Raw genomic sequence first — 19,610 nt, 5'->3', positions numbered from 1 at the left:
GGTTAAATCAATCCAGCAATATCAAAGTCGGCATTGGATTAAATCAGCCTAAATGGTGTTAGCAAGCTCCACGCAAGGCTCGTAGCAATGACAGTCTGTTGTATGATCATTGACTAAACCAACCGCTTGCATAAATGCATAGCAAATGGTCGTGCCGACAAAATTAAAACCCCGTTTTTTTAACGCTTTAGCCATCGCATCTGATTGTGGGGTTGAGGTGGGCACGTCAGATTGCTGTTGCCAACGATTCACCACCACTTGGTGATCCACAAAGTGCCAAATAAACCTCGAAAAGTCTTCACCCTGCTCTTGCATCGTTAGGTAAGCCTTGGCATTTTTAATTATAGATTGGATCTTTAACCGATTTCGCACAATACCGGGGTTTTGCATGAGTCGCTCAACATCCTTATCCGTCATAGTAGCAATTTGAACAGGATCGAATTGATAGAAGGCATCCTCATAGTTTTGTTGTTTTTTTAGAATTGTAATCCAGCTTAGGCCAGCTTGTTGACCGTCTAAACATAATTTAGCGAACAATGTCTGGCTATCGGTAACCGGTCTACCCCAAACCTGATCATGATATTGCTGATAAATAAGGTCCTTCCCTACCCAACCACAGCGAATGAAATCACTCATATCTCTCTCAAAATGCGATTTGCAGTAATTAATCGTAGATTTAGCCTACATTCAAAGCACGACAAAAGGTATACTGTCGAGCATTTTTTTAATAACCCATTTGTGTAGCGAAAGTACATGCAAAAGTTTGATATCAAGACATTTCAAGGGCTGATCCTAGCATTACAGGATTATTGGGCTCGTCAAGGCTGTGTGATAATTCAGCCCCTCGATATGGAAGTAGGCGCTGGTACCTTCCATCCTATGACTTTTCTGCGTTCATTAGGCCCAGAGCCAATTAGTAGCGCCTACGTGCAACCTTGTCGTCGGCCTACAGATGGGCGTTATGGAGAAAACCCGAATCGTTTGCAGCATTACTATCAATTTCAAGTCATGCTTAAGCCGTCTCCGGATAATATTCAGGAGTTATATTTAGACTCACTGAAAGAGCTGGGCTTTGATCCCTTGGTTCACGACATCCGTTTCGTTGAAGACAATTGGGAATCGCCAACCTTGGGCGCTTGGGGGCTTGGCTGGGAAGTTTGGCTTAATGGTATGGAAGTCACACAGTTTACCTACTTTCAGCAAGTGGGCGGACTGGAATGTTTCCCTGTAACCGGAGAGATCACTTATGGTCTTGAACGTTTAGCCATGTACATTCAAGGAGTCGACAGTATTTACGATCTGATTTGGACAGATGGTCCGATGGGCAAAGTGACTTACGGCGATGTGTTTCACCAAAATGAAGTTGAACAATCAACCTATAACTTCGAGCATGCCGACGTACCCGCTTTATTTGCCCAGTTTGATCAGTGTGAGAAAGACAGCCAACGGATGATTGAAGCAGGTTTGCCTTTACCGGCCTATGAGCAAGTAATGAAGGCGTCTCATGCGTTTAATATGCTTGATGCTCGACATGCTATTTCTGTCACTGAACGTCAACGCTACATCCTGCGCGTGCGAGCTTTATCCAAAGCGGTCGCCGAAGCATATTACGCAAGCCGAGAGAAACTCGGTTTCCCTATGTGTAAAAACACCCAAAGCGTCGAAGGAGGACAACAAGATGCGTAATGAAAACTTGTTAGTCGAGCTCGGCACAGAAGAGCTACCCCCGAAATCGTTAAAAACCTTAGCGCAAGCATTTGCCGACAATTTGCAACAAGGCTTAGAAGCAGCTGACTTACCGTTCGAGTCGATTCAGTGGTTTGCTTCACCACGTCGACTAGCGGTTAAAGTACATCAGTTAGCAAACAAGCAACTCGATAAAAAAGTTGAAAAGCGTGGCCCTGCAGTGTCCGCCGCTTTTGATGATCAAGGCAATCCGACCAAGGCAGCGCAAGGTTGGGCAAATGCAAATGGGATCACCGTAGAGCAGGCACAACGCCTGAGCACGGACAAAGGTGAATGGTTATTACACGTTGCCAACGTTTCTGGTAAAGCTTTAGATGAGCTACTGTCAGGATTAGTCGATGCGGCTTTGAAAAAGCTACCGATCCCAAAGCCGATGCGATGGGGAGCCAAAAAGACCCAATTTATTCGTCCCGTTCATACCCTGTGTATGCTTTACGGTAGCGACTTAATTAACGGCTCAGTGTTGGGTTTGAATTCATCTCGCACTATTCAAGGACACCGTTTTCACGGTGATAAAACGCTTGAGTTAAGCAGTGCCGATGCCTATTTAGAGACTTTAGAGCAAAGCTTTGTTCTTGCTGACTATAATGCGCGTCAACAAAAAATAAGCCAGCAACTAACCTCAGCAGCAGCGAATGAAGGTGGGCGAGTAGAGCTTGAGCAGGACTTATTAGACGAAGTCACCTCACTCGTTGAATGGCCAGTCACTTTGGTTGCTAATTTTGAAAATGAGTTCTTAGACGTACCCAAAGAAGCCTTGATATACACGATGAAAGGCGACCAAAAATATTTTCCCTTACTGGATAATAACGGCAACTTGATGTCGCGTTTTTTGTTCGTGTCTAACATTGAAAGTCGCGATCCAAGTCAAGTAATCAGCGGTAATGAAAAAGTCATTCGTCCACGCTTGTCTGATGCTCGCTTTTTCTTTGAAACCGATAAAAAGCGCTCTTTAGCATCCCGTTTGGATAGTTTAGAGTCTGTGCTATTTCAAAAGCAGCTTGGTACCTTAGCGGATAAATCGCGGCGCATCGCCAAACTTGCGGCAAAGATTGCGGAGCGTATTGGCGCCAATAGCGAGCATGCGCAAAGAGCGGGATTGCTATCAAAAGCGGATTTGATGACTGAAATGGTCATGGAGTTCCCGGATGTTCAAGGGATCATGGGAATGCATTATGCTAATCACGACGGTGAACATGCGGATGTGGCAAATGCCTTGAATGAACAATATATGCCGAGGTTCTCCGGTGACGACCTACCCAAGTCGTTAGTCAGTTGTGCGGTAGCACTTGCAGATAAGCTTGACACGTTAGTAGGCATATTTGGTATTGGACAACTCCCCAAAGGTGACAAAGACCCATTTGCACTGCGCAGAGCTGCAATAGGCGTTTTACGAATTATTGTAGAGTTGAAACTGCCGTTAGATCTAACGGATATTGTCGGTGATGCTAACACCTTATTGAACGACAAATTTGAAAACCAAGCGGTTGTCGAACAGGTCATTGATTTCATTCTAGGTCGATTTAGAACCTGGTATCAGGAACAAGGTGTAGAAGTTGATGTCATACAGGCAGTACTTGCTCGTCGCCCTACTCGCCCTGCGGATTTTGACGCCAGAATTCAAGGCGTGACTCGCTTTAAAGCACTGCCTTCTGCGCAAGCCTTAGCGGCAGCCAATAAGCGGGTCGCTAATATTTTAGATAAGAATCAGGTTACTGCAGATTACACGGTCGATGACTCGCTCTTGGTTGAACCCCAAGAAAAGCAACTTGCTACCCAACTAAAAAATAGCAAAGCACAAATTCTGCCTTTACTACAAAATGGTGACTATGTTGCGGTGTTAACTGAGCTGTCTACGCTGGGTGAGTCGATAGATGGATTTTTTGATAATGTCATGGTGATGGCAGACGACCAAGCTTTGAAACATAACAGACTAGCGCTCTTGTTAGAGCTGCGTGGTCTATTCTTACAATGTGCTGATGTTTCGCTACTCAGACATGATTAAATGGATTAATTGAGGTCAAAGAAAACGATTATGCAAAAGAGAATCTTGTTGCTCGTCATGTTTACTGCCCTTCTTTCTGGTTGTTCAACAACATTCGTTGAACAGATTTTAGAGAAAGATTATGAAAGCTTCTATCTTAGGGGCGTTTTCACATGGTGGGAAGCTGACGAAAACTATCGATTGGAATTGGTCGAAGGTAAGTTGTTTAAAGCATCGGTCAAATTGATCGCCGATGGTCAGCCTTATGATTTTAAGTTCGCAGACAAGAATTATACTCCCGGCTATGACTGCGGTAGTCCTATTGGAACAGAGGGTAAAGTATTAATGACAGGCACCAGAGCCTTATCTTCTTGTGAAAATCCAGGCGGCAACTTTCAATTTACTCCCGAAGAAACTGGTAAATATGATTTTTTCATTGATTTTAGTAATGAAGAATCACCTACGGTTTATATAAAAAAGGCATTCTAGAAGCTTTTAGGGCTTAATAAAGCGAAAAGGCTCTTATCCTATTAGCAGTGAATATTTATAAAAGCCTGGGTCTTCCCAGGCTTTTTTATGCTTGTTTTTCAGTAAAACCGTCATCCCCAAGTGCTCTTGTTGGGGATCCCCGTAACAGTACTTCGTAGTTAACTACAAACAGGCGTCTGAAAGATCCCGGCCTAAGAGCACTACCGGGATGACAACACACCTCGTCATCCCCAAGTGTACGAACATCGTCATCCCCAAGTGCTCCATTTCTGTCATCCCCGAAACGCTGTTAGGTGCGCACGCAGTGCGGGGATCTCCGTGACAGTACTTCGTAGTTAACTACAAACAGGCGTCTGAAAGATCCCGGCCCAAGAGCACCACCGGGATGACTTGTTAAGGAAGAGCACCATCGGGATGACAACACACGTCGTCATCCCCAAGTGCTCCATTTCTGTCATCCCCAAGTGCTCCATTTCTGTCATCCACGAAACGCTGTTAGGTGCGCACGCAGTGCGGGGATCTCCGTGACAGTACTTCGTAGTTAACTACAAACAGGCGTCTGGAAGATCCCGGCACAAGAGCACCACCGGGATGACGTGTTATGAACGAGCACCATCGGGATGACAACACACCTCGTCATCCTCAAGTGTACGAACATCGTCATCCCCAAGTGTACGAACATCGTCATCCCCAAGTGTACGAACATCGTCATCCCCAAGTGTACGAACATCGTCACCCCCAAGTGCTCCATTTCTGTCATCCCCGAAACGTTGTTAGGTGCGCACGCAGTGCGGGGATCCCCGTGACAGTACTCCGTAGTTAACCACAAACAGGCGTCTGGAAGATCCCGGCACAAGAGCACCACCGGGATGACGTGTAATGAACGAGCACCACCTGGATGACGTGTTATGAACGAGCACCATCGGGATGACAACACACCTCGTCATCCTCAAGTGTACGAACATCGTCATCCCCAAGTGTACGAACATCGTCACCCCCAAGTGCTCCATTTCTGTCATCCCCGAGGTCTCTTTATCGGGGATCTCCGTGACAGTACTTCGTAGTTAACGACAAACAGGCGTCTGGAAGGTCCCGGCACAAGAGTATCACCGGGATGACGTGTTAAGAAATAGCACCAGTGGGATGACTTGATATTAACGAGCACCATTGGGATGACTTATATGAAGTTAAGGCCAGGTAATAAAAAAGGCACCTATTCGATGAATAAGTGCCTTAGGTTATTGCTGTGTAACGCTATTTACTCACTAGGAGAGGCTTAACTAGACGTCTAGGTTTGCCACTCTTAATGCGTTTTCTTCAATGAAGTTACGACGAGGCTCAACGTGGTCACCCATAAGTGTAGTAAACAATAGATCCGCTCCAATGGCGTCTTCTATGGTTACTTGCAACATACGTCTATTTTCAGGATCCATGGTTGTTTCCCATAGTTGGCTTGGGTTCATTTCACCCAATCCTTTGTAGCGTTGTATATATTGACCACGTTTAGATTCGCCCATTAACCATTCCAACGCAGATACAAAGTCAGACACGGTTTTGGTTTTATCGCCACGTTTAACGTAAGCACCCTCTTCCATAATGCCATTGATAGCTTTGTTCAATTCCTTTATTTTGGTGTACTCAGTTGAGTCTACAAAATCATGGTCAAACTTATATTCGGTATCAATACCGTGACGACGTAGGATGATTGAAATATAGTAACTACTACGTTCGGCATCCTCTTTCACCGTAAAGCTATAGGTAGCGCCGTCTGATTCATCATCCGTTAGCGCTGCAATATAGGTTTCACCGAATTTATTCAAACTTTCCTTATTAGAAAGATCTGAAATCTCTAAAATATCACTATAAATCAATCGGTTAACTAAGACCTTAGGATAAATACGGCTAATGCGTTCAATCATTTTAACGGCAATGTGATACTGATTTACCAGATTCTCCAAAGCCACTCCCGTGATCCCCGGGGCATCAGCATTAACATGAATAGAGGCGCCATCTAGAGCAATCGACGTTAAATAATTGGTCAGTGATTCATCATCTTTCAGATACTGCTCTTGCTTCCCTTTCTTAGCTTTGTATAGCGGAGGCTGGGCAATATAGATATAACCGCGTTCGATAATTTCTGGCATTTGACGGAAAAAGAAGGTCAACAACAATGTACGAATGTGACTTCCATCCACGTCAGCATCCGTCATGATGATGATTTTATGATAGCGCAGTTTTTCAGGATCATATTCATCTCGACCGATACCACAACCTAAAGCAGTAATAAGGGTTGCAACTTCTTGCGATGATAACATTTTGTCAAAACGCGCTTTCTCAACGTTTAGGATTTTACCTTTCAACGGAAGAATGGCTTGGTTTTTACGATTACGACCCTGTTTGGCAGATCCACCTGCCGAGTCACCCTCCACTATGTAGAGTTCAGACATTGAAGGGTCTTTCTCTTGGCAATCAGCCAGTTTACCTGGCAGTCCAGCTAAGTCCAAAGCGCCTTTACGACGAGTCATGTCACGGGCTTTTCTAGCTGCTTCTCTAGCTCTTGCCGCATCGATAATTTTGCCAACGATGATTTTACTTTCAGCCGGGTTCTCTAATAAGAAATCCGTTAACGCTTCGCCCATCGCGGTTTCTACAGCAGGTTTAACTTCCGAAGATACCAACTTATCTTTAGTTTGAGAGGAGAATTTTGGATCCGGCACTTTTACCGATATTACTGCGGTTAGACCTTCACGTGCGTCGTCACCACTGGCATTAGTTTTAGACTTTTTATTCAGTCCTTCCTTTTCCATGTAGTTATTAAGCGTACGAGTAAGCGCTGCACGGAAACCGGCTAAGTGACTTCCACCATCACGTTGGGGAATATTGTTAGTAAAACAAAATACGTTTTCATTAAAGCTATCATTCCATTGCATCGCCACTTCGACCGAGATACCGTCATCTCTTTCGGTCTGGAAACTAAATATTTTAGAATGAACCGCCGTTTTTGCTCTATTAAGATATTCAACAAAGGCTTGTATGCCACCTTCGTATTTGAAGTGGTCTTTCTTACCATCTCTATCATCTGTCAACACGATAGAAACACCGGAGTTCAAAAAGCTAAGTTCTCTTAATCTCTTGGCGAGAATATCGTAGTGATACTCGATACCCGTAAAGGTTTCTTCACTTGGCCAAAACCGTATTGTGGTACCTGTCTGGTCAGATTCACCAACAGCTTTAAGCGGTTCTTGAGGCACACCGTGAACGTATTCCTGTTCGTAGGCTTTTCCTGCACGACGTATTTTAAGTTGTAGTTTTTTAGACAAAGCGTTAACTACGGAGACACCCACACCATGCAAACCGCCAGATACTTTATAAGAATTATCATCAAATTTACCGCCAGCGTGTAGCACTGTCATGATGACTTCAGCAGCAGAAACACCCTCTTCTTCATGGATTTCTGTTGGAATACCACGGCCATCATCGCTAACAGATACTGAGCCATCAGTATGGATTTTTACATTTATCTCTGAACAATGACCAGCGAGCGATTCATCAATTGAGTTGTCTACTACCTCAAATACCATATGGTGTAATCCGGTTCCATCATCGGTATCACCAATATACATTCCAGGTCTTTTTCTAACTGCATCAAGCCCTTTAAGCACCTTAATGCTTGAGGAATTATATGTATTGTTCTCGTCTGCCATTTGATTAGCTCTCCTCTCTCATCCGGCCATGTTCCACGTGAAACATTTTCTTGTTTTTATATTTATTTATAAAAGGCAATTGGCTTTTCTCAATTGCCGATATAAAAAGTTGTGAGTTTATCTCCAATAATTTGTCGATAAACAATTCGCGTTTTGTTTCGTCTAGCTCCGCACCAACATCATCTAATAGGAATACTGTCGACTTATTAGTGCGCTCTTTTAAGAATTGAATCTGTGCTAACTGTAACGCTGCGACCAACATTCTAAGTTGGCCTCGAGATAATACTTCAGCGACATCTACACCGTTTGTCCTAATTCGCAAATCTGCTTTATGAGGACCAACACTGAGATAGCCATTCTTAATGTCTTTCTCAGATTTTTTTAAAATTGCTTCTTCTAAAGTTGCTTCTTTTTCCCAACCCCTATGATACGAGATTTCGACCGAAAACTCAGGTAGAAAATGCACTAAATTGCTATTTATATGCTCCAGAATGGCCTCTAAATAGGCTTTTCTTTGTTTAGTCAGCATCTCGCCTTCTTTTACAATTTGTTTGTCCCAAAAAGCCATTTGTTGAGGGTAATCTGACGCTGGCATATAGGATGATTTTCTTAACAACGCGTTCTTCTGTTTGAGAATTTTTTGATAGTTTTGCGAGCTTTGTCCGAAGGATTGTTCCACGTGAAACAATCCCCAATCTAAAAATCGTCGACGCAAAGACGGCGAACCTAAAACCAACTCTGAACTTTGCGGAGTGAAAATTTGAATTGGCAGCTGACTTACCAACTCAGACATACGATTAGATTTATTGCCATTGACACTAACAACAAGTTCGTCCGACGTGCTTCTGGACATTCCGAGTTTAACACTGCCCTTTTCGTCAGAACTTAATGCAAAAATACTAAATTTCTGCGCGTCATATTGGATAACATTTTTGTGTTTTGAAGTTCGAAAAGAACGACCAAAGCCCAAATAGTGGATAGCTTCCAACAAGGAAGACTTTCCACTTCCGTTCTTTCCAAAGATAAAATTAAGTGAATCAGAAGGGGAAATTTCTACATTCGCTAAATTTCTAAACTGATGGATCTGGACTGTGTCCAGCTTCATAAACTGACCGTACCTTGTAGCCTACAGTCTCATCGGCATAATAACGTACAATGCTGAGTCATCCGCAGCATCTTCAATCAACGCACTGCTGTTTGAATCTGCTAGTGAAATCTTGACGTTTTCAGAACCCAGAGCATTAAATACATCGATTAAGTAAGCAACGTTGAATCCAATTTCCAAGTCATCACCCTGATAATTTACGTCAATGATTTCTTCTGCTTCTTCTTGTTCAGGGTTATTGGCAGTTATCTTTAGTTCACCATTAGATAAGTTTAACCGTACGCCACGGAACTTCTCATTCGACAATATAGAAGCGCGCGAAAACGCGTTCTTCATGACATCTTTACTGGCTTCAATGGTTTTATCGCCATCTTTTGGTAGTACACGACGATAATCAGGGAAGCGACCATCAACCAATTTACTGGTAAAAATGAAATCTGTTGAGAAAATACGAATATGGTTTGAGCCAAGTTGGATCTTAACCATTTTGTCGTCGGCTTCAATCAATCGACCAATTTCCAACACGCCTTTACGTGGAATGATAACTTGTCTACTAGGCAGAGTAGACGCCGTATACGACATTCTGCATAACGCCAACCTATGGCCGTCTGTTGCCACAGTGCGGATGATATTCTCTTCTGTCTCAAGACTCATACCATTTAGGTAGTAACGAACATCTTGTTGCGCCATGGAAAATTGGGTGCTTTCGATCAAGTGTTTTAGATCTGCGCGTGATATTTCAAATTCAGTTTCGCCTTCCCAATCTTCTAGATTAGGGTAATCAGAGGCAGACAAGGTCGATAATGTATAGCGACTGCGTCCAGATCGAATAATGGCTTTACTACCATCTACTTCAAATTTAATTTCGCTTTCGTCTGATAATCCACGACAAATATCAAATAACTTTTTCGCAGGTACTGTTATTTCACCTTCTTGAAACTCACCCGACAACGTCACGTTAGAAATGAGTTCTACCTCTAGATCAGTACCTGTTAGCCAGAGTGAATTCTCACTAACTTTGATCAGAACATTAGATAATATTGGTAAAGTATGACGTCTTTCTACGGCACCAGACACTAATTGTAATGGCTGTAAAAAATTTTCCCGGCTTATGGTGAATTTCATTTAGTTATAACTCGTTTTTATTTTTAAGAAGATAAGGTGCGAATTAAGTTTTGATAGTCTTCTTTTATATCATGACTTTCATCTCTAAGCTGCACTATTTTTCGGCACGCGTGCAATACGGTTGTATGATCCCTACCCCCGAATGCATCGCCAATTTCAGGCAAACTATGATTGGTTAATTCCTTTGATAATGCCATCGCCATTTGTCTCGGTCGAGCAACACTTCGAGTCCGGCGTTTAGATAATATGTCAGCCATCTTTATTTTGTAATATTCGGCAACGGTTTTTTGAATATTATCAATGGTAACCAATTTTTCTTGCAAGGCTAATAAATCACGTAATGCTTCTCTGACGAAATCTATGGTAATCGCTCTGCCGGTGAAATTAGCATTGGCTATCACGCGATTTAACGCGCCCTCTAACTCTCTTACATTTGAACGTAAACGTTTAGCAATAAAGAACGCCACTTCTTCAGGCAAATGAATTTTATTCTCAAGCGCTTTGCGATTCAGTATCGCAACACGTGTTTCAAGCTCTGGCGGCTCAATCGCAATGGTTAATCCCCAACCAAACCTAGATTTTAACCTGTCCTCTACACCGTCAATTTCTTTAGGGTAGCGATCAGAGGTCAAAATGATTTGTTGGTTACCCTCTAGTAACGCATTGAAAGTATGAAAGAATTCTTCTTGAGAACGCTCTTTATTAGCAAAAAACTGAATATCATCTATAAGCAGTGCATCGACTGAGCGGTAATAACGTTTAAATGATTCGATGGCGTTATTCTGTAACGCTTTTACCATGTCTTGAACAAAACGTTCTGAATGCATGTACACCACAGTCGCGTTTTTCTTTTTGGCAATAATGCCATTACCTACCGCATGCAATAAGTGAGTTTTACCTAAGCCCGTTCCTCCGTATATAAACAACGGGTTGTACGCCCCACCAGGGTTATTAGCGACTTGAGTGGCTGCAGCTCTAGCCAATTGATTAGATTTACCCTCGACAAAATTATCAAATTTATAGGTAACATTGATATTGCTTTTGTGTGCTTTGCCTGCGGGTGACGACTGTTCGTAACTGACCACTGAATTATTCTGACCTGAAGCAGAACTGGCATTATTGTTTGATGAACCAACAGACGCTACGGTATTTTCGGTTTGTAATGTTTCATTCTGAGCAACAGGTGCAGAAAATGCGGTGTTGCGTGGTATTGCTGATCCTACATCTAAATTTAAACTTGGTGCTTCATTTCCACAAAACTCATCAAACAATTGGGTGATACGGGAATGATATTTATCTCTTACCCAATCAAGCACGAATCGATTAGGCGCTACCAGAGTGACAGATTGATCATCTTGGTGAACTTTTAACGGTCTTATCCACATACTAAATTCTTGAGTGGTAAGATCGTGTTGCAGCCGGTCAAGGCATCTATTCCATAAAGACATTGTTAAATATCCGTCACGAGGCCCAAAAAGGCTCGTTATTTGTTAAATATGATTGGATAATTGTGAATACTCAACTGACATGAGATTGACCAATTATTATTCTTTTTATACCCTAGTCACACAGGGGTTGTGAATTATCTCGCAAACCACACGATCAGTGCAACCTTGAATTACTAAATAGTTAATCACACCAGCAGTTTACACTCCAACACCCTGTTTTAATTAGTTATTTTATTATCTTATCAAAAACAAAAGATCTATAACCGTAGATTATTGGCTGGCCGGATACACTAAAAAGCAGCCATTATAAAGAGGTAATTTCGAAAAATTAACTCTTCCTGTGGATAAAAAAGCAACGAATCGCATTGTTATCAACAGCTCACGCAAAACTTACTGAGTAAATGTGTTCTTTTTAGCGCTTATTTTGCGATCAATGATTGACAACACCCTATTAGATCTCTAGAATTCAGCGTCCTTTTTGAGCGCAATGGTTTTTACTCTATTGATGTTCATTTTGTATTAACCCTTATGTATCGGGACTAGGTCATGAAAAGAACATTTCAACCAAGTAACTTAAAGCGTAAGCGTTCACACGGTTTTCGTGCCCGTATGGCGACTAAGAATGGCCGCAAGGTCCTTGCTAATCGTCGTGCTAAAGGCCGTGCTCGTTTATCAGCCTAATTTATCAAAGTGAGTGAAAATTCGTTTTCTCGGGAGTTAAGACTTTTAACTCCCACTCACTTTGAAAATGTCTTCCAACAAGCCATTCCTTCTGTTTCACCTCAGCTAACAATACTCGCCAGATTTAATCAGCTTGATCATCCAAGGCTGGGAATTACTGTATCTAAAAAACGAGTAAGAAAAGCACATGACCGTAATCGGGTAAAAAGACTGATTAGAGAAAGCTTCCGTCTTAATCAACACCGATTACTGAACACTGATATAGTGGTAGTGGGTAAATCAGGTTTGGATAAAATGAGCAATGAGCAAATCACTCAGTTGCTGGATAAACTATGGAAAAAGCTTACGCATCGTTGCGCGCAATCCCAATTGGGTTAATCAGGCTGTACCAACAGTTTCTGTCACCCATGATTGGGCCTTCATGCAGGTTTCATCCAACATGCTCAGAATATGCAATTCAAGCAATTAAACAACACGGTTTTTTTGTAGGAAGCTGGTTAAGCATGAAAAGAATTGGGAAATGTCACCCGCTGCATCCAGGTGGATTTGACGAAGTACCAGAAAAAAAGACTAAAAAACACGATTAAGCTTATCATTCGAGGCATTTGGCATTACTATTTTGCACAAATTTTAAGTTCGAATGTAATAATTCAATGCACTGTCGGACTAATTGATAGTGACAAAAATAAACGCAGCGCTAACATGCCGCTAAATTGAACACGTAGTTAAAGAGTATCTTATGGAATCCCAACGTAATTTTTTGTTAATTGGCCTAGTAGTGGTCAGTTTTCTGTTATGGAATCAATGGCAAGCGGATTACGGGCCTAAACCTGTAGCGCCCGCTCCTCAAGCTGAGCAAATGACGCCTTCAACGCCTAGCGCAGATATGCCTCAGTCCATACCCAGTGTTGCACCAAGCAACAACAGTGATGTGCCGATTTCACAAGACAATAATCCAGTACAAACTACCAATACTGTATCGGACAGTCTTATCAAGATTAAAACAGACACCTTGGATGTATTGATCGACACTCGCGGCGGTGACGTTGTTTCAGCAAACTTGGTGAAGTTTCCGGTTACGCAAGGATCAAATGATTCTTATAACTTGTTAAGACCAGATAGTAACAACCTCTATATTGCACAAAGTGGACTGATAGGAAGAGATGCGATTGATTCAACCAAAGGTCGTCCAGCCTATGTTGTATCTCAAAAAGAATTTGTTTTACAAGGCAATGAATTAATCGTGCCTATGCGTTGGACCTCTATCGAAGGATTGGTGGTAACCAAACGTTTTATTTTTAAACGCGGCGAACATAAAGTCACGGTTGAATATGAAGTCAAAAACGGTGCATTAACCGACAAACAATTTAAACAATATGCTCAGCTCAAACAAAGTATCGCTGGACCAGAAGGCAGTATGTTCATGCCGACTTATCGTGGTGGAGCCTATTCAACCAAAGAAGACCGCTACGAAAAGTTAGATTTTGACGACATGGAAGAAGATCGTCTTAACCAGACCACAGTCGGCGGCTGGGCCGGCATGCTAGAACATTATTTCGTTTCAGCTTGGGTACCGCCCCAAGAAGAAACCAACCAACTGTATAGTAGTATTATTCAAAACCGCTACGCAGCTATTGGATTCATCGGTCAGCCCTTTGATGTCAGAGCGGGCGATACGGTAACAGTGTCAAATTCACTGTATATGGGACCAAAAGATCAAGACGCGCTCAAAGAAATTGCTTACGGCTTAGATTTGACCGTAGATTACGGCCCGCTTTGGATGATTTCTCAAGCGTTGTTCACCTTGCTCAAGTGGATCCAAAGCATTGTGATCAACTGGGGTTTGGCGATTGTGATTATTACTATCATCGTTAAAGGTGTAATGTATCCGTTGACTAAGAAGCAATATGAGTCGATGGCTAAGATGCGCAACCTGGCGCCTAAAATGGCCCAGCTTAAAGAACGTCATGGCGATGACAGACAAAAGATGTCGCAAGCGATGATGGAGATGTACAAGAAAGAAAAAGTCAATCCAATGGGTGGCTGCTTCCCTCTTTTACTGCAAATGCCAATTTTCCTGGCCTTATACTGGGTATTGCTTGAAAGTGTTGAGTTACGTCACGCCGACTTCGTGTTTTGGATCACAGACTTGTCAGTTAGAGACCCATACTATGTATTGCCCATCTTGACTGGTTTGAGTATGTATTTGCTCCAGAAGTTACAACCAATGACCATTCAAGATCCGATGCAACAGAAGATAATGCAGTGGATGCCAGTGGCGATGAGTATTTTCTTCTTCTTCTTCCCCGCAGGCTTAGTACTGTATTGGTTGATCAGTAACGTTATCACCCTAATACAAGCTAAGATTATTTACGCATCTATGGAAAAACGCGGCTTACAAACCAAATAGTCGCAAACAGAATTAAATAAATTCAAAAGCCCGCCAATGCGGGCTTTTTTGTAAAGGTCCAGACGTTTACAATGTAGCCATAACTAAGATAGGAGACAAGCAATGCCCACTTTTGACGTAGTATCTGAAATTGACATGAATGAAGTTCGTAACTCAGTCGACAATGCAAATCGTGAACTCAGTACCCGCTTTGATTTTCGTGGTGTTGAAGCTTCAATGGAATTTAAAGACGAGTCTGTGGTGTTGATTGCTGAAGGTGAATTTCAATTACAGCAACTGACCGATATGCTCAGAAATGCCTGCTCAAAGCGCAATTTGGATACCTCAGCCATGGACCCGCAAGATGTGGTTAGAAGTGGAAAAACCCACCGCCGAACGATTAAGTTCAAACAAGGTATTGAACAACCTGTTGCTAAGAAAATAGTGAAGTTGATAAAAGATAAGAAGATGAAAGTACAAGCCAGTATTCAAGGTGATCAACTGCGTATCACTGGCAAGAAACGGGATGATCTTCAAGCGGTGATTGCCTTGTTGAAAAGCGAAGATGTGGGCCAACCACTGCAATTTAACAACTTCAGAGATTAGGTAACCTAATACGTGGACATTCAGACTGATACCATTGTTGCGCAAGCCACTGCACCGGGACGCGGCGGCGTGGGTATTGTGCGTGTATCTGGGCCTCTGTGTGAGCTAGTCGCAGAACAACTGTTGACCACCAAGTTAACGGCGAGAAAAGCCCATTATCTGCCTTTTTTCGATGAAGATGGTCAGGTATTGGATCAAGGCATTGCGATTTTTTATCAAAAGCCCAATTCGTTCACTGGCGAAGATGTGCTTGAACTGCAAGGTCACGGTGGCCAAATTGTGCTCGACCTACTGATCAAACGAATTCTTAGTATTCCCAAAATGCGTATGGCTCGCCCTGGCGAATTCAGCGAACGGGCATTTTTGAATGACAAATTAGACTTAGCTCAGGCAGAGGCCATTGCTGATTTAATAGATGCTAGTTCAGAACAAGCCGCCAAAAGCGCAATGCGCTCTTTACAAGGTGAGTTCTCGACTAAAATCCACTTGCTGGTCGACAAAGTTATTCACCTGCGCATGTATGTCGAGGCGGCAATTGACTTTCCTGATGAAGAAATCGATTTCTTAAGCGACGGAAAAGTTGCCAACGACCTAGCAGACATCATTACCCAAATAAACATTGTGCAACAGCAGGCTAAGCAAGGCAGTTTGTTGCGCGAAGGGATGCAAGTTGTCATTGCAGGTCGACCCAATGCCGGTAAATCGAGTTTACTGAACGCCCTTGCTGGACGTGATGCCGCTATAGTGACCGACATTGCCGGTACCACTCGAGACGTTCTCAAAGAACATATTCACTTAGATGGCATGCCCCTGCATATTATCGATACCGCTGGACTTCGGGACAGCGCAGATAAAGTAGAACAGATTGGTATCGAGCGAGCATGGCAGGAAATAGCCAAAGCCGATCGGGTTTTATTTATGCTAGATAGCAGTGATAGCAAGGAAAACGACCCATATAAGATCTGGCCTGATTTCATGCACAAGCTTCCCAAAGACGTCAAACTGACGATTGTGCGCAATAAAATTGATTTATCAGGTGAGCAAGCTGGCGTGGAACAACACCATCAGTTCCCCGTGTACAAAATTTCAGCCCAGTTAAATCAGGGCATAGAAGCACTGGCACAGCACCTTAAAGATTGCATGGGCTTTGATCAAAGCGGTGAAGGCCAGTTTATTGCAAGACGTAGGCACATAGATGCCATAGAACGTGCCGCAGAGCATTTAGCCATAGGCCATCAACAATTGCACGACCATCTCGCTGGAGAGCTTCTAGCAGAAGAATTACGTTTAACTCAACAAGCTTTGAATGAAATTACTGGCGAATTCAGCTCTGATGATTTGCTGGGTAAAATTTTCTCGTCGTTTTGTATTGGAAAGTAAGGAAAAGTTCATGGCAAGTTACGATATTTTAGTAGGGACGGTATTAGGTGCCAGTGAATACGTTGCCGATGCACTCAGTGAAACACTGAGTGAACAAGGTCATAGTGTCAGTATTCATCTTGATCCTAATGTGCAGGAAATCAATCCTGACGCTATCTGGCTAATCTGTTCTTCAACCCATGGCGCTGGTGATTTACCCGACAACATTCAGCCCTTTGCAAAACAAATATCGGGTATGGATTTAAGTCATATCACATTTTTAGTCGTTGGATTAGGTGATAGCAGTTACGACACGTATTGCAATGGCGCAATGGTATTACAAAACTTGATGGAAAAAGCCGGTGCAAAATTAGCATACCAACCCATTCATATTGATGTGTTACACCACCCTATTCCAGAAGATATTGCGGTAGAATGGTTAAAAGATTACTTGCAAAATGCGGTTTAATTTTACCAAGCGACAAAAGGTCTAGTTGTGAATAACACTGAGCAAAGCGCCTTGACCCAAGAAATCAGTAATGATGCCCGAGTGCTATATTTGCTTGGTTTACGTCCCCTGGCCGACAAAAAAAGCGGAGTAACTGCACCACTTAATTACAAGCAATTGATCGCTATGTTAAATGGCGGCTCGAAAAAGTTTACCTTGGGCCGACAGATAAACGCGTTGATCAAAGAATTGGTTAAGTACCAACTGATTGAGATCAGTGCTGACGCCTCCTTAGATAAAAGCTTTAACGGTCAACAAGTCACCTTGCCGCTGTTAAACGTAAAAACCGATGACTACCCTAGCCTGCACATGAAATGGTCAGCAATGACGACTGACTGGACGCCTCATCAAACCGTGTTTGAAGACTTAGCAGCATTGGTGGGTATCATTGATAAAGACTATAGTGAAACAGAGCTGGGTGAGTTTATCGCTTATTGGATGGGCCGACCTGAAATGCAGTTTAGTCAATTCCAGTGGACCCAGAAGTTTGTTTTTCAGTTGAAACAACGCCGTGTTGCCAGTGGTGTGAAGCCAAAATATAAAGTAGGAAATCAGTGGGTAACGCCAAAAGCGGGCGTTGAAGCAGATGAAAATGCAAAACAACTTGTAGCCAAATACAGTAAGAAGCAAAATAGTATTAATAAGTAATCGAAACCAAACTATTGAATAGAATGGTTACTAACCGTTACGGATCATTGTGAACAGTATCAATAAAAGAATCGACCAATTAGCCAAAGCCTTAGGCAAGTCTGACGTGCCCGACACCTATACTGACTATAAAACGGTGCGCGCGGAATACGAAAAACAAGCTAATAGAGACGTTAGAAAACTGCAGCAAGAAACCAAATTGCGCCGTATTCAAGAAATTCACGGACGCTCTGATCTGAATCCGAAATGGACCTTCGATACCCTAATTGAAGACAGTGATGACGTGATCGAAGCGGTCAGCATTGCCCAATCTTTTATCGCTGCTCATGACGATCCTAATTGGCGACGAAGCGGTTCACATATGATGATTTTCTACGGTGATTATGGTCGTGGTAAGTCACATATTGCCGGCGCAATTGCGCACCAGCTAATTGAACAATACGAAATATCGGTGCTCTATCGTCAATTATCGAGCTTACTGGAAATGCGTTTTTTCTCTTATGATTACAATGCCACTGATAATGTTGCTGAACAATTTAGAGAAATCCAAAAAGAATTATTAGATGTGGACTTACTGATACTCGACGAAGTCTGTGTGAATGAGACCATGCTCAAGAAAAATACTCAGAGTTGGTTAGGCAATTTGTTGCGCCAACGCTTAGTGAACAACAAAAACTGCATCATGATCACCAATCATAATTTAGCTGAATTAGAACAAGCTTTGGGCCGCTATTGTTTTGAGTCAATGCGCGAATACGATACATATAAAGTGCGGTTCTCTGGGCCCAGTCGTAGAAAAGAAATCGTTCCACCTGCTCCCGAACCAGTTAATGTATCTGGTTACCAACCCAACCAAGTGAAGTAACGCCCCAAGCGTTATCCCAGCACGATTTTAGCTGGGATCTCCTCAACAGCACTCCGTAGTTAAATACAAACAGGTGTTAACAAGATCCCGGCACAAGAGCGCTACCGGGATGACAGAGTGATGTACTTCGTAGTTAATACAAACAGGCGTCAACAAGATCCCGGCACTGCGTGCGCCCCAAAAGAGCGCTACCGGGATGACAGAGTGGTGTACTTCGTAGTTAAATACAAACAGGTGTTGAGAAGATCCCGGCACAAGAGCGCTACCGGGATGACGGAGTGGTGTACTCCGTAGTTAAATACAAACAGGTGTTGAGAAGATCCCGGCACAAGAACACCGCCGGGATGACGGAGTGGTGTACTTCGTAGTTAAATACAAACAGGTGTTGAGAAGATCCCGGCTCAAGAGCGCTACAGGGATGACGGAGTGGTGTACTTCGTAGTTAATACAAGCAGGTGTTGAGAAGATCCCGGCACTGCGTGCGCCCCAAAAGAGCGCTACCGGGATGACAGAGTGGTGTACTCCGTAGTTAATACAAACAGGCGTTAACAAGATCCCGGCACAAGAGCGCTACCGGGATGACAGAGTGGTGTACTTCGTAGTTAATACAAACAGGTGTTGAGAAGATCCCGGCACAAGAGCGCTACCGGGATGACGGAGTGGTGTACTTCGTAGTTAATACAAACAGGTGTTGAGAAGATCCCGGCACAAGAGCACTACCGGGATGACGGAGTGGTGTACTCCGTAGTTAATACAAACAGGTGTTAACAAGATCCCGGCACAAGAGCGCTACCGGGATGACTATAATGAATGAACGCCACCGGGAGAGCCTGTAACAGATTCTGTGTAACTGCCATTTAGTTAATGTGCTTTTCGAGGCGATCCCCGAACTCAATGATAAATCGAACCATGGCCTGACGCCAGTTATGGATCGGCATCGACCATTTTTTGGA

17 protein-coding genes are annotated in these 19,610 nt (G+C 43.0%); 12 read left to right on the top strand and 5 right to left on the bottom strand.

From position 1 onward, the window contains the following. Positions 1–48: 48 nt before the first annotated feature. On the bottom strand, positions 49–636 hold the full coding sequence (locus ABD036_RS18060; protein ID WP_343862457.1) for a DNA-3-methyladenine glycosylase I: 588 nt from the start codon (positions 634–636) through the stop codon (positions 49–51). A 117-nt stretch (positions 637–753) separates the two neighbouring features. Here ABD036_RS18060 and glyQ point away from each other — a divergent pair, with 117 nt between their 5' ends. From glyQ to ABD036_RS18045, 3 genes are read left to right on the top strand one after another with little or no spacing between them, the layout of a single operon-like run. Continuing rightward, positions 754–1,686, top strand: coding sequence for a glycine--tRNA ligase subunit alpha (gene glyQ / locus ABD036_RS18055; RefSeq protein ID WP_343862455.1), 933 nt, complete (start codon positions 754–756; stop codon positions 1,684–1,686). After that, positions 1,679–3,751, top strand: a complete 2,073-nt coding sequence (glyS, locus tag ABD036_RS18050; protein WP_343862453.1) for a glycine--tRNA ligase subunit beta — start codon at positions 1,679–1,681, stop codon at positions 3,749–3,751. The genes glyQ and glyS overlap by 8 nt, the downstream gene beginning before the upstream one ends. Before the next feature lie 30 nt (positions 3,752–3,781). Continuing rightward, positions 3,782–4,219, top strand: coding sequence for a hypothetical protein (locus tag ABD036_RS18045; protein ID WP_343862452.1), 438 nt, complete (start codon positions 3,782–3,784; stop codon positions 4,217–4,219). 1,280 nt (positions 4,220–5,499) lie between these two features. On the opposite strand, the gene gyrB is transcribed toward ABD036_RS18045, so the two are convergent. From gyrB to dnaA, 4 genes are read right to left on the bottom strand one after another with little or no spacing between them, the layout of a single operon-like run. Continuing rightward, a complete protein-coding gene (gene gyrB, locus ABD036_RS18040; RefSeq protein ID WP_343862450.1) occupies positions 5,500–7,923 on the bottom strand; it encodes a DNA topoisomerase (ATP-hydrolyzing) subunit B in 2,424 nt (807 codons plus the stop codon). 4 nt (positions 7,924–7,927) lie between these two features. Beyond that, positions 7,928–9,028, bottom strand: coding sequence for a DNA replication/repair protein RecF (gene recF, locus ABD036_RS18035; protein WP_343862447.1), 1,101 nt, complete (start codon positions 9,026–9,028; stop codon positions 7,928–7,930). 21 nt (positions 9,029–9,049) lie between these two features. Next, positions 9,050–10,153 (bottom strand): DNA polymerase III subunit beta, encoded by a 1,104-nt coding sequence (gene dnaN, locus ABD036_RS18030; protein WP_343862445.1) that lies wholly within the window; start codon positions 10,151–10,153, stop codon positions 9,050–9,052. A gap of 23 nt (positions 10,154–10,176) precedes the next feature. Next, positions 10,177–11,538, bottom strand: coding sequence for a chromosomal replication initiator protein DnaA (gene dnaA, locus ABD036_RS18025; RefSeq protein WP_425542587.1), 1,362 nt, complete (start codon positions 11,536–11,538; stop codon positions 10,177–10,179). 609 nt (positions 11,539–12,147) lie between these two features. Here dnaA and rpmH point away from each other — a divergent pair. From rpmH to ABD036_RS17980, 9 genes are all read left to right on the top strand, one after another. After that, positions 12,148–12,282, top strand: coding sequence for a 50S ribosomal protein L34 (rpmH, locus tag ABD036_RS18020; RefSeq protein WP_008842504.1), 135 nt, complete (start codon positions 12,148–12,150; stop codon positions 12,280–12,282). A 9-nt stretch (positions 12,283–12,291) separates the two neighbouring features. Then, positions 12,292–12,660, top strand: coding sequence for a ribonuclease P protein component (rnpA, locus tag ABD036_RS18015; RefSeq protein WP_343862439.1), 369 nt, complete (start codon positions 12,292–12,294; stop codon positions 12,658–12,660). Next, positions 12,615–12,869 (top strand): membrane protein insertion efficiency factor YidD, encoded by a 255-nt coding sequence (gene yidD / locus ABD036_RS18010; RefSeq protein ID WP_343862437.1) that lies wholly within the window; start codon positions 12,615–12,617, stop codon positions 12,867–12,869. The genes rnpA and yidD overlap by 46 nt, the downstream gene beginning before the upstream one ends. Before the next feature lie 152 nt (positions 12,870–13,021). Continuing rightward, positions 13,022–14,692: a membrane protein insertase YidC gene (yidC, locus tag ABD036_RS18005; RefSeq protein ID WP_343862435.1), complete on the top strand. Its 1,671-nt coding sequence runs from the start codon at positions 13,022–13,024 to the stop codon at positions 14,690–14,692. Positions 14,693–14,794: 102 nt separating this feature from the next. Then, a complete protein-coding gene (locus ABD036_RS18000) occupies positions 14,795–15,277 on the top strand; it encodes a YajQ family cyclic di-GMP-binding protein (RefSeq protein WP_343862434.1) in 483 nt (160 codons plus the stop codon). Positions 15,278–15,289: 12 nt separating this feature from the next. Beyond that, on the top strand, positions 15,290–16,657 hold the full coding sequence (gene mnmE, locus ABD036_RS17995) for a tRNA uridine-5-carboxymethylaminomethyl(34) synthesis GTPase MnmE (protein WP_343862432.1): 1,368 nt from the start codon (positions 15,290–15,292) through the stop codon (positions 16,655–16,657). Between the two features lie 10 nt (positions 16,658–16,667). After that, positions 16,668–17,105 carry an FMN-binding protein MioC gene (gene mioC / locus ABD036_RS17990; RefSeq protein WP_343862430.1) on the top strand — a complete coding sequence of 146 codons (438 nt, stop codon included), beginning with the start codon at positions 16,668–16,670 and terminating at the stop codon, positions 17,103–17,105. A gap of 27 nt (positions 17,106–17,132) precedes the next feature. Continuing rightward, complete coding sequence (locus ABD036_RS17985; RefSeq protein ID WP_343862429.1) at positions 17,133–17,792, top strand: DnaT-like ssDNA-binding domain-containing protein; 660 nt, start codon at positions 17,133–17,135, stop codon at positions 17,790–17,792. A gap of 49 nt (positions 17,793–17,841) precedes the next feature. Beyond that, positions 17,842–18,657 carry a DnaA ATPase domain-containing protein gene (locus ABD036_RS17980; protein ID WP_343862428.1) on the top strand — a complete coding sequence of 272 codons (816 nt, stop codon included), beginning with the start codon at positions 17,842–17,844 and terminating at the stop codon, positions 18,655–18,657. Positions 18,658–19,610 lie beyond the last annotated feature (953 nt).

This window comes from Aliiglaciecola litoralis (assembly GCF_039523355.1).
Taxonomy (GTDB): Bacteria; Pseudomonadota; Gammaproteobacteria; order Enterobacterales; family Alteromonadaceae; genus Aliiglaciecola; species Aliiglaciecola litoralis.
Note: the sequence above shows the minus strand (reverse complement) of the source record. Positions and strands in the feature narration are given on the sequence as shown.

What these genes read in the sequence shown, in the direction of transcription:
- rpmH (WP_008842504.1), top strand. Translation starts at nt 12,148, where the DNA reads ATGAAAAGAACATTTCAACCAAGTAACTTAAAGCGTAAGCGTTCACAC.
- glyS (WP_343862453.1), top strand. Translation starts at nt 1,679, where the DNA reads ATGCGTAATGAAAACTTGTTAGTCGAGCTCGGCACAGAAGAGCTACCC.
- recF (WP_343862447.1), bottom strand. Translation starts at nt 9,028, where the DNA reads ATGAAGCTGGACACAGTCCAGATCCATCAGTTTAGAAATTTAGCGAAT.
- ABD036_RS18000 (WP_343862434.1), top strand. Translation starts at nt 14,795, where the DNA reads ATGCCCACTTTTGACGTAGTATCTGAAATTGACATGAATGAAGTTCGT.
- dnaA (WP_425542587.1), bottom strand. Translation starts at nt 11,538, where the DNA reads ATGTGGATAAGACCGTTAAAAGTTCACCAAGATGATCAATCTGTCACT.
- gyrB (WP_343862450.1), bottom strand. Translation starts at nt 7,923, where the DNA reads ATGGCAGACGAGAACAATACATATAATTCCTCAAGCATTAAGGTGCTT.
- ABD036_RS18060 (WP_343862457.1), bottom strand. Translation starts at nt 636, where the DNA reads ATGAGTGATTTCATTCGCTGTGGTTGGGTAGGGAAGGACCTTATTTAT.
- yidD (WP_343862437.1), top strand. Translation starts at nt 12,615, where the DNA reads ATGGAAAAAGCTTACGCATCGTTGCGCGCAATCCCAATTGGGTTAATC.
- glyQ (WP_343862455.1), top strand. Translation starts at nt 754, where the DNA reads ATGCAAAAGTTTGATATCAAGACATTTCAAGGGCTGATCCTAGCATTA.
- ABD036_RS18045 (WP_343862452.1), top strand. Translation starts at nt 3,782, where the DNA reads ATGCAAAAGAGAATCTTGTTGCTCGTCATGTTTACTGCCCTTCTTTCT.
- yidC (WP_343862435.1), top strand. Translation starts at nt 13,022, where the DNA reads ATGGAATCCCAACGTAATTTTTTGTTAATTGGCCTAGTAGTGGTCAGT.
- mioC (WP_343862430.1), top strand. Translation starts at nt 16,668, where the DNA reads ATGGCAAGTTACGATATTTTAGTAGGGACGGTATTAGGTGCCAGTGAA.
- dnaN (WP_343862445.1), bottom strand. Translation starts at nt 10,153, where the DNA reads ATGAAATTCACCATAAGCCGGGAAAATTTTTTACAGCCATTACAATTA.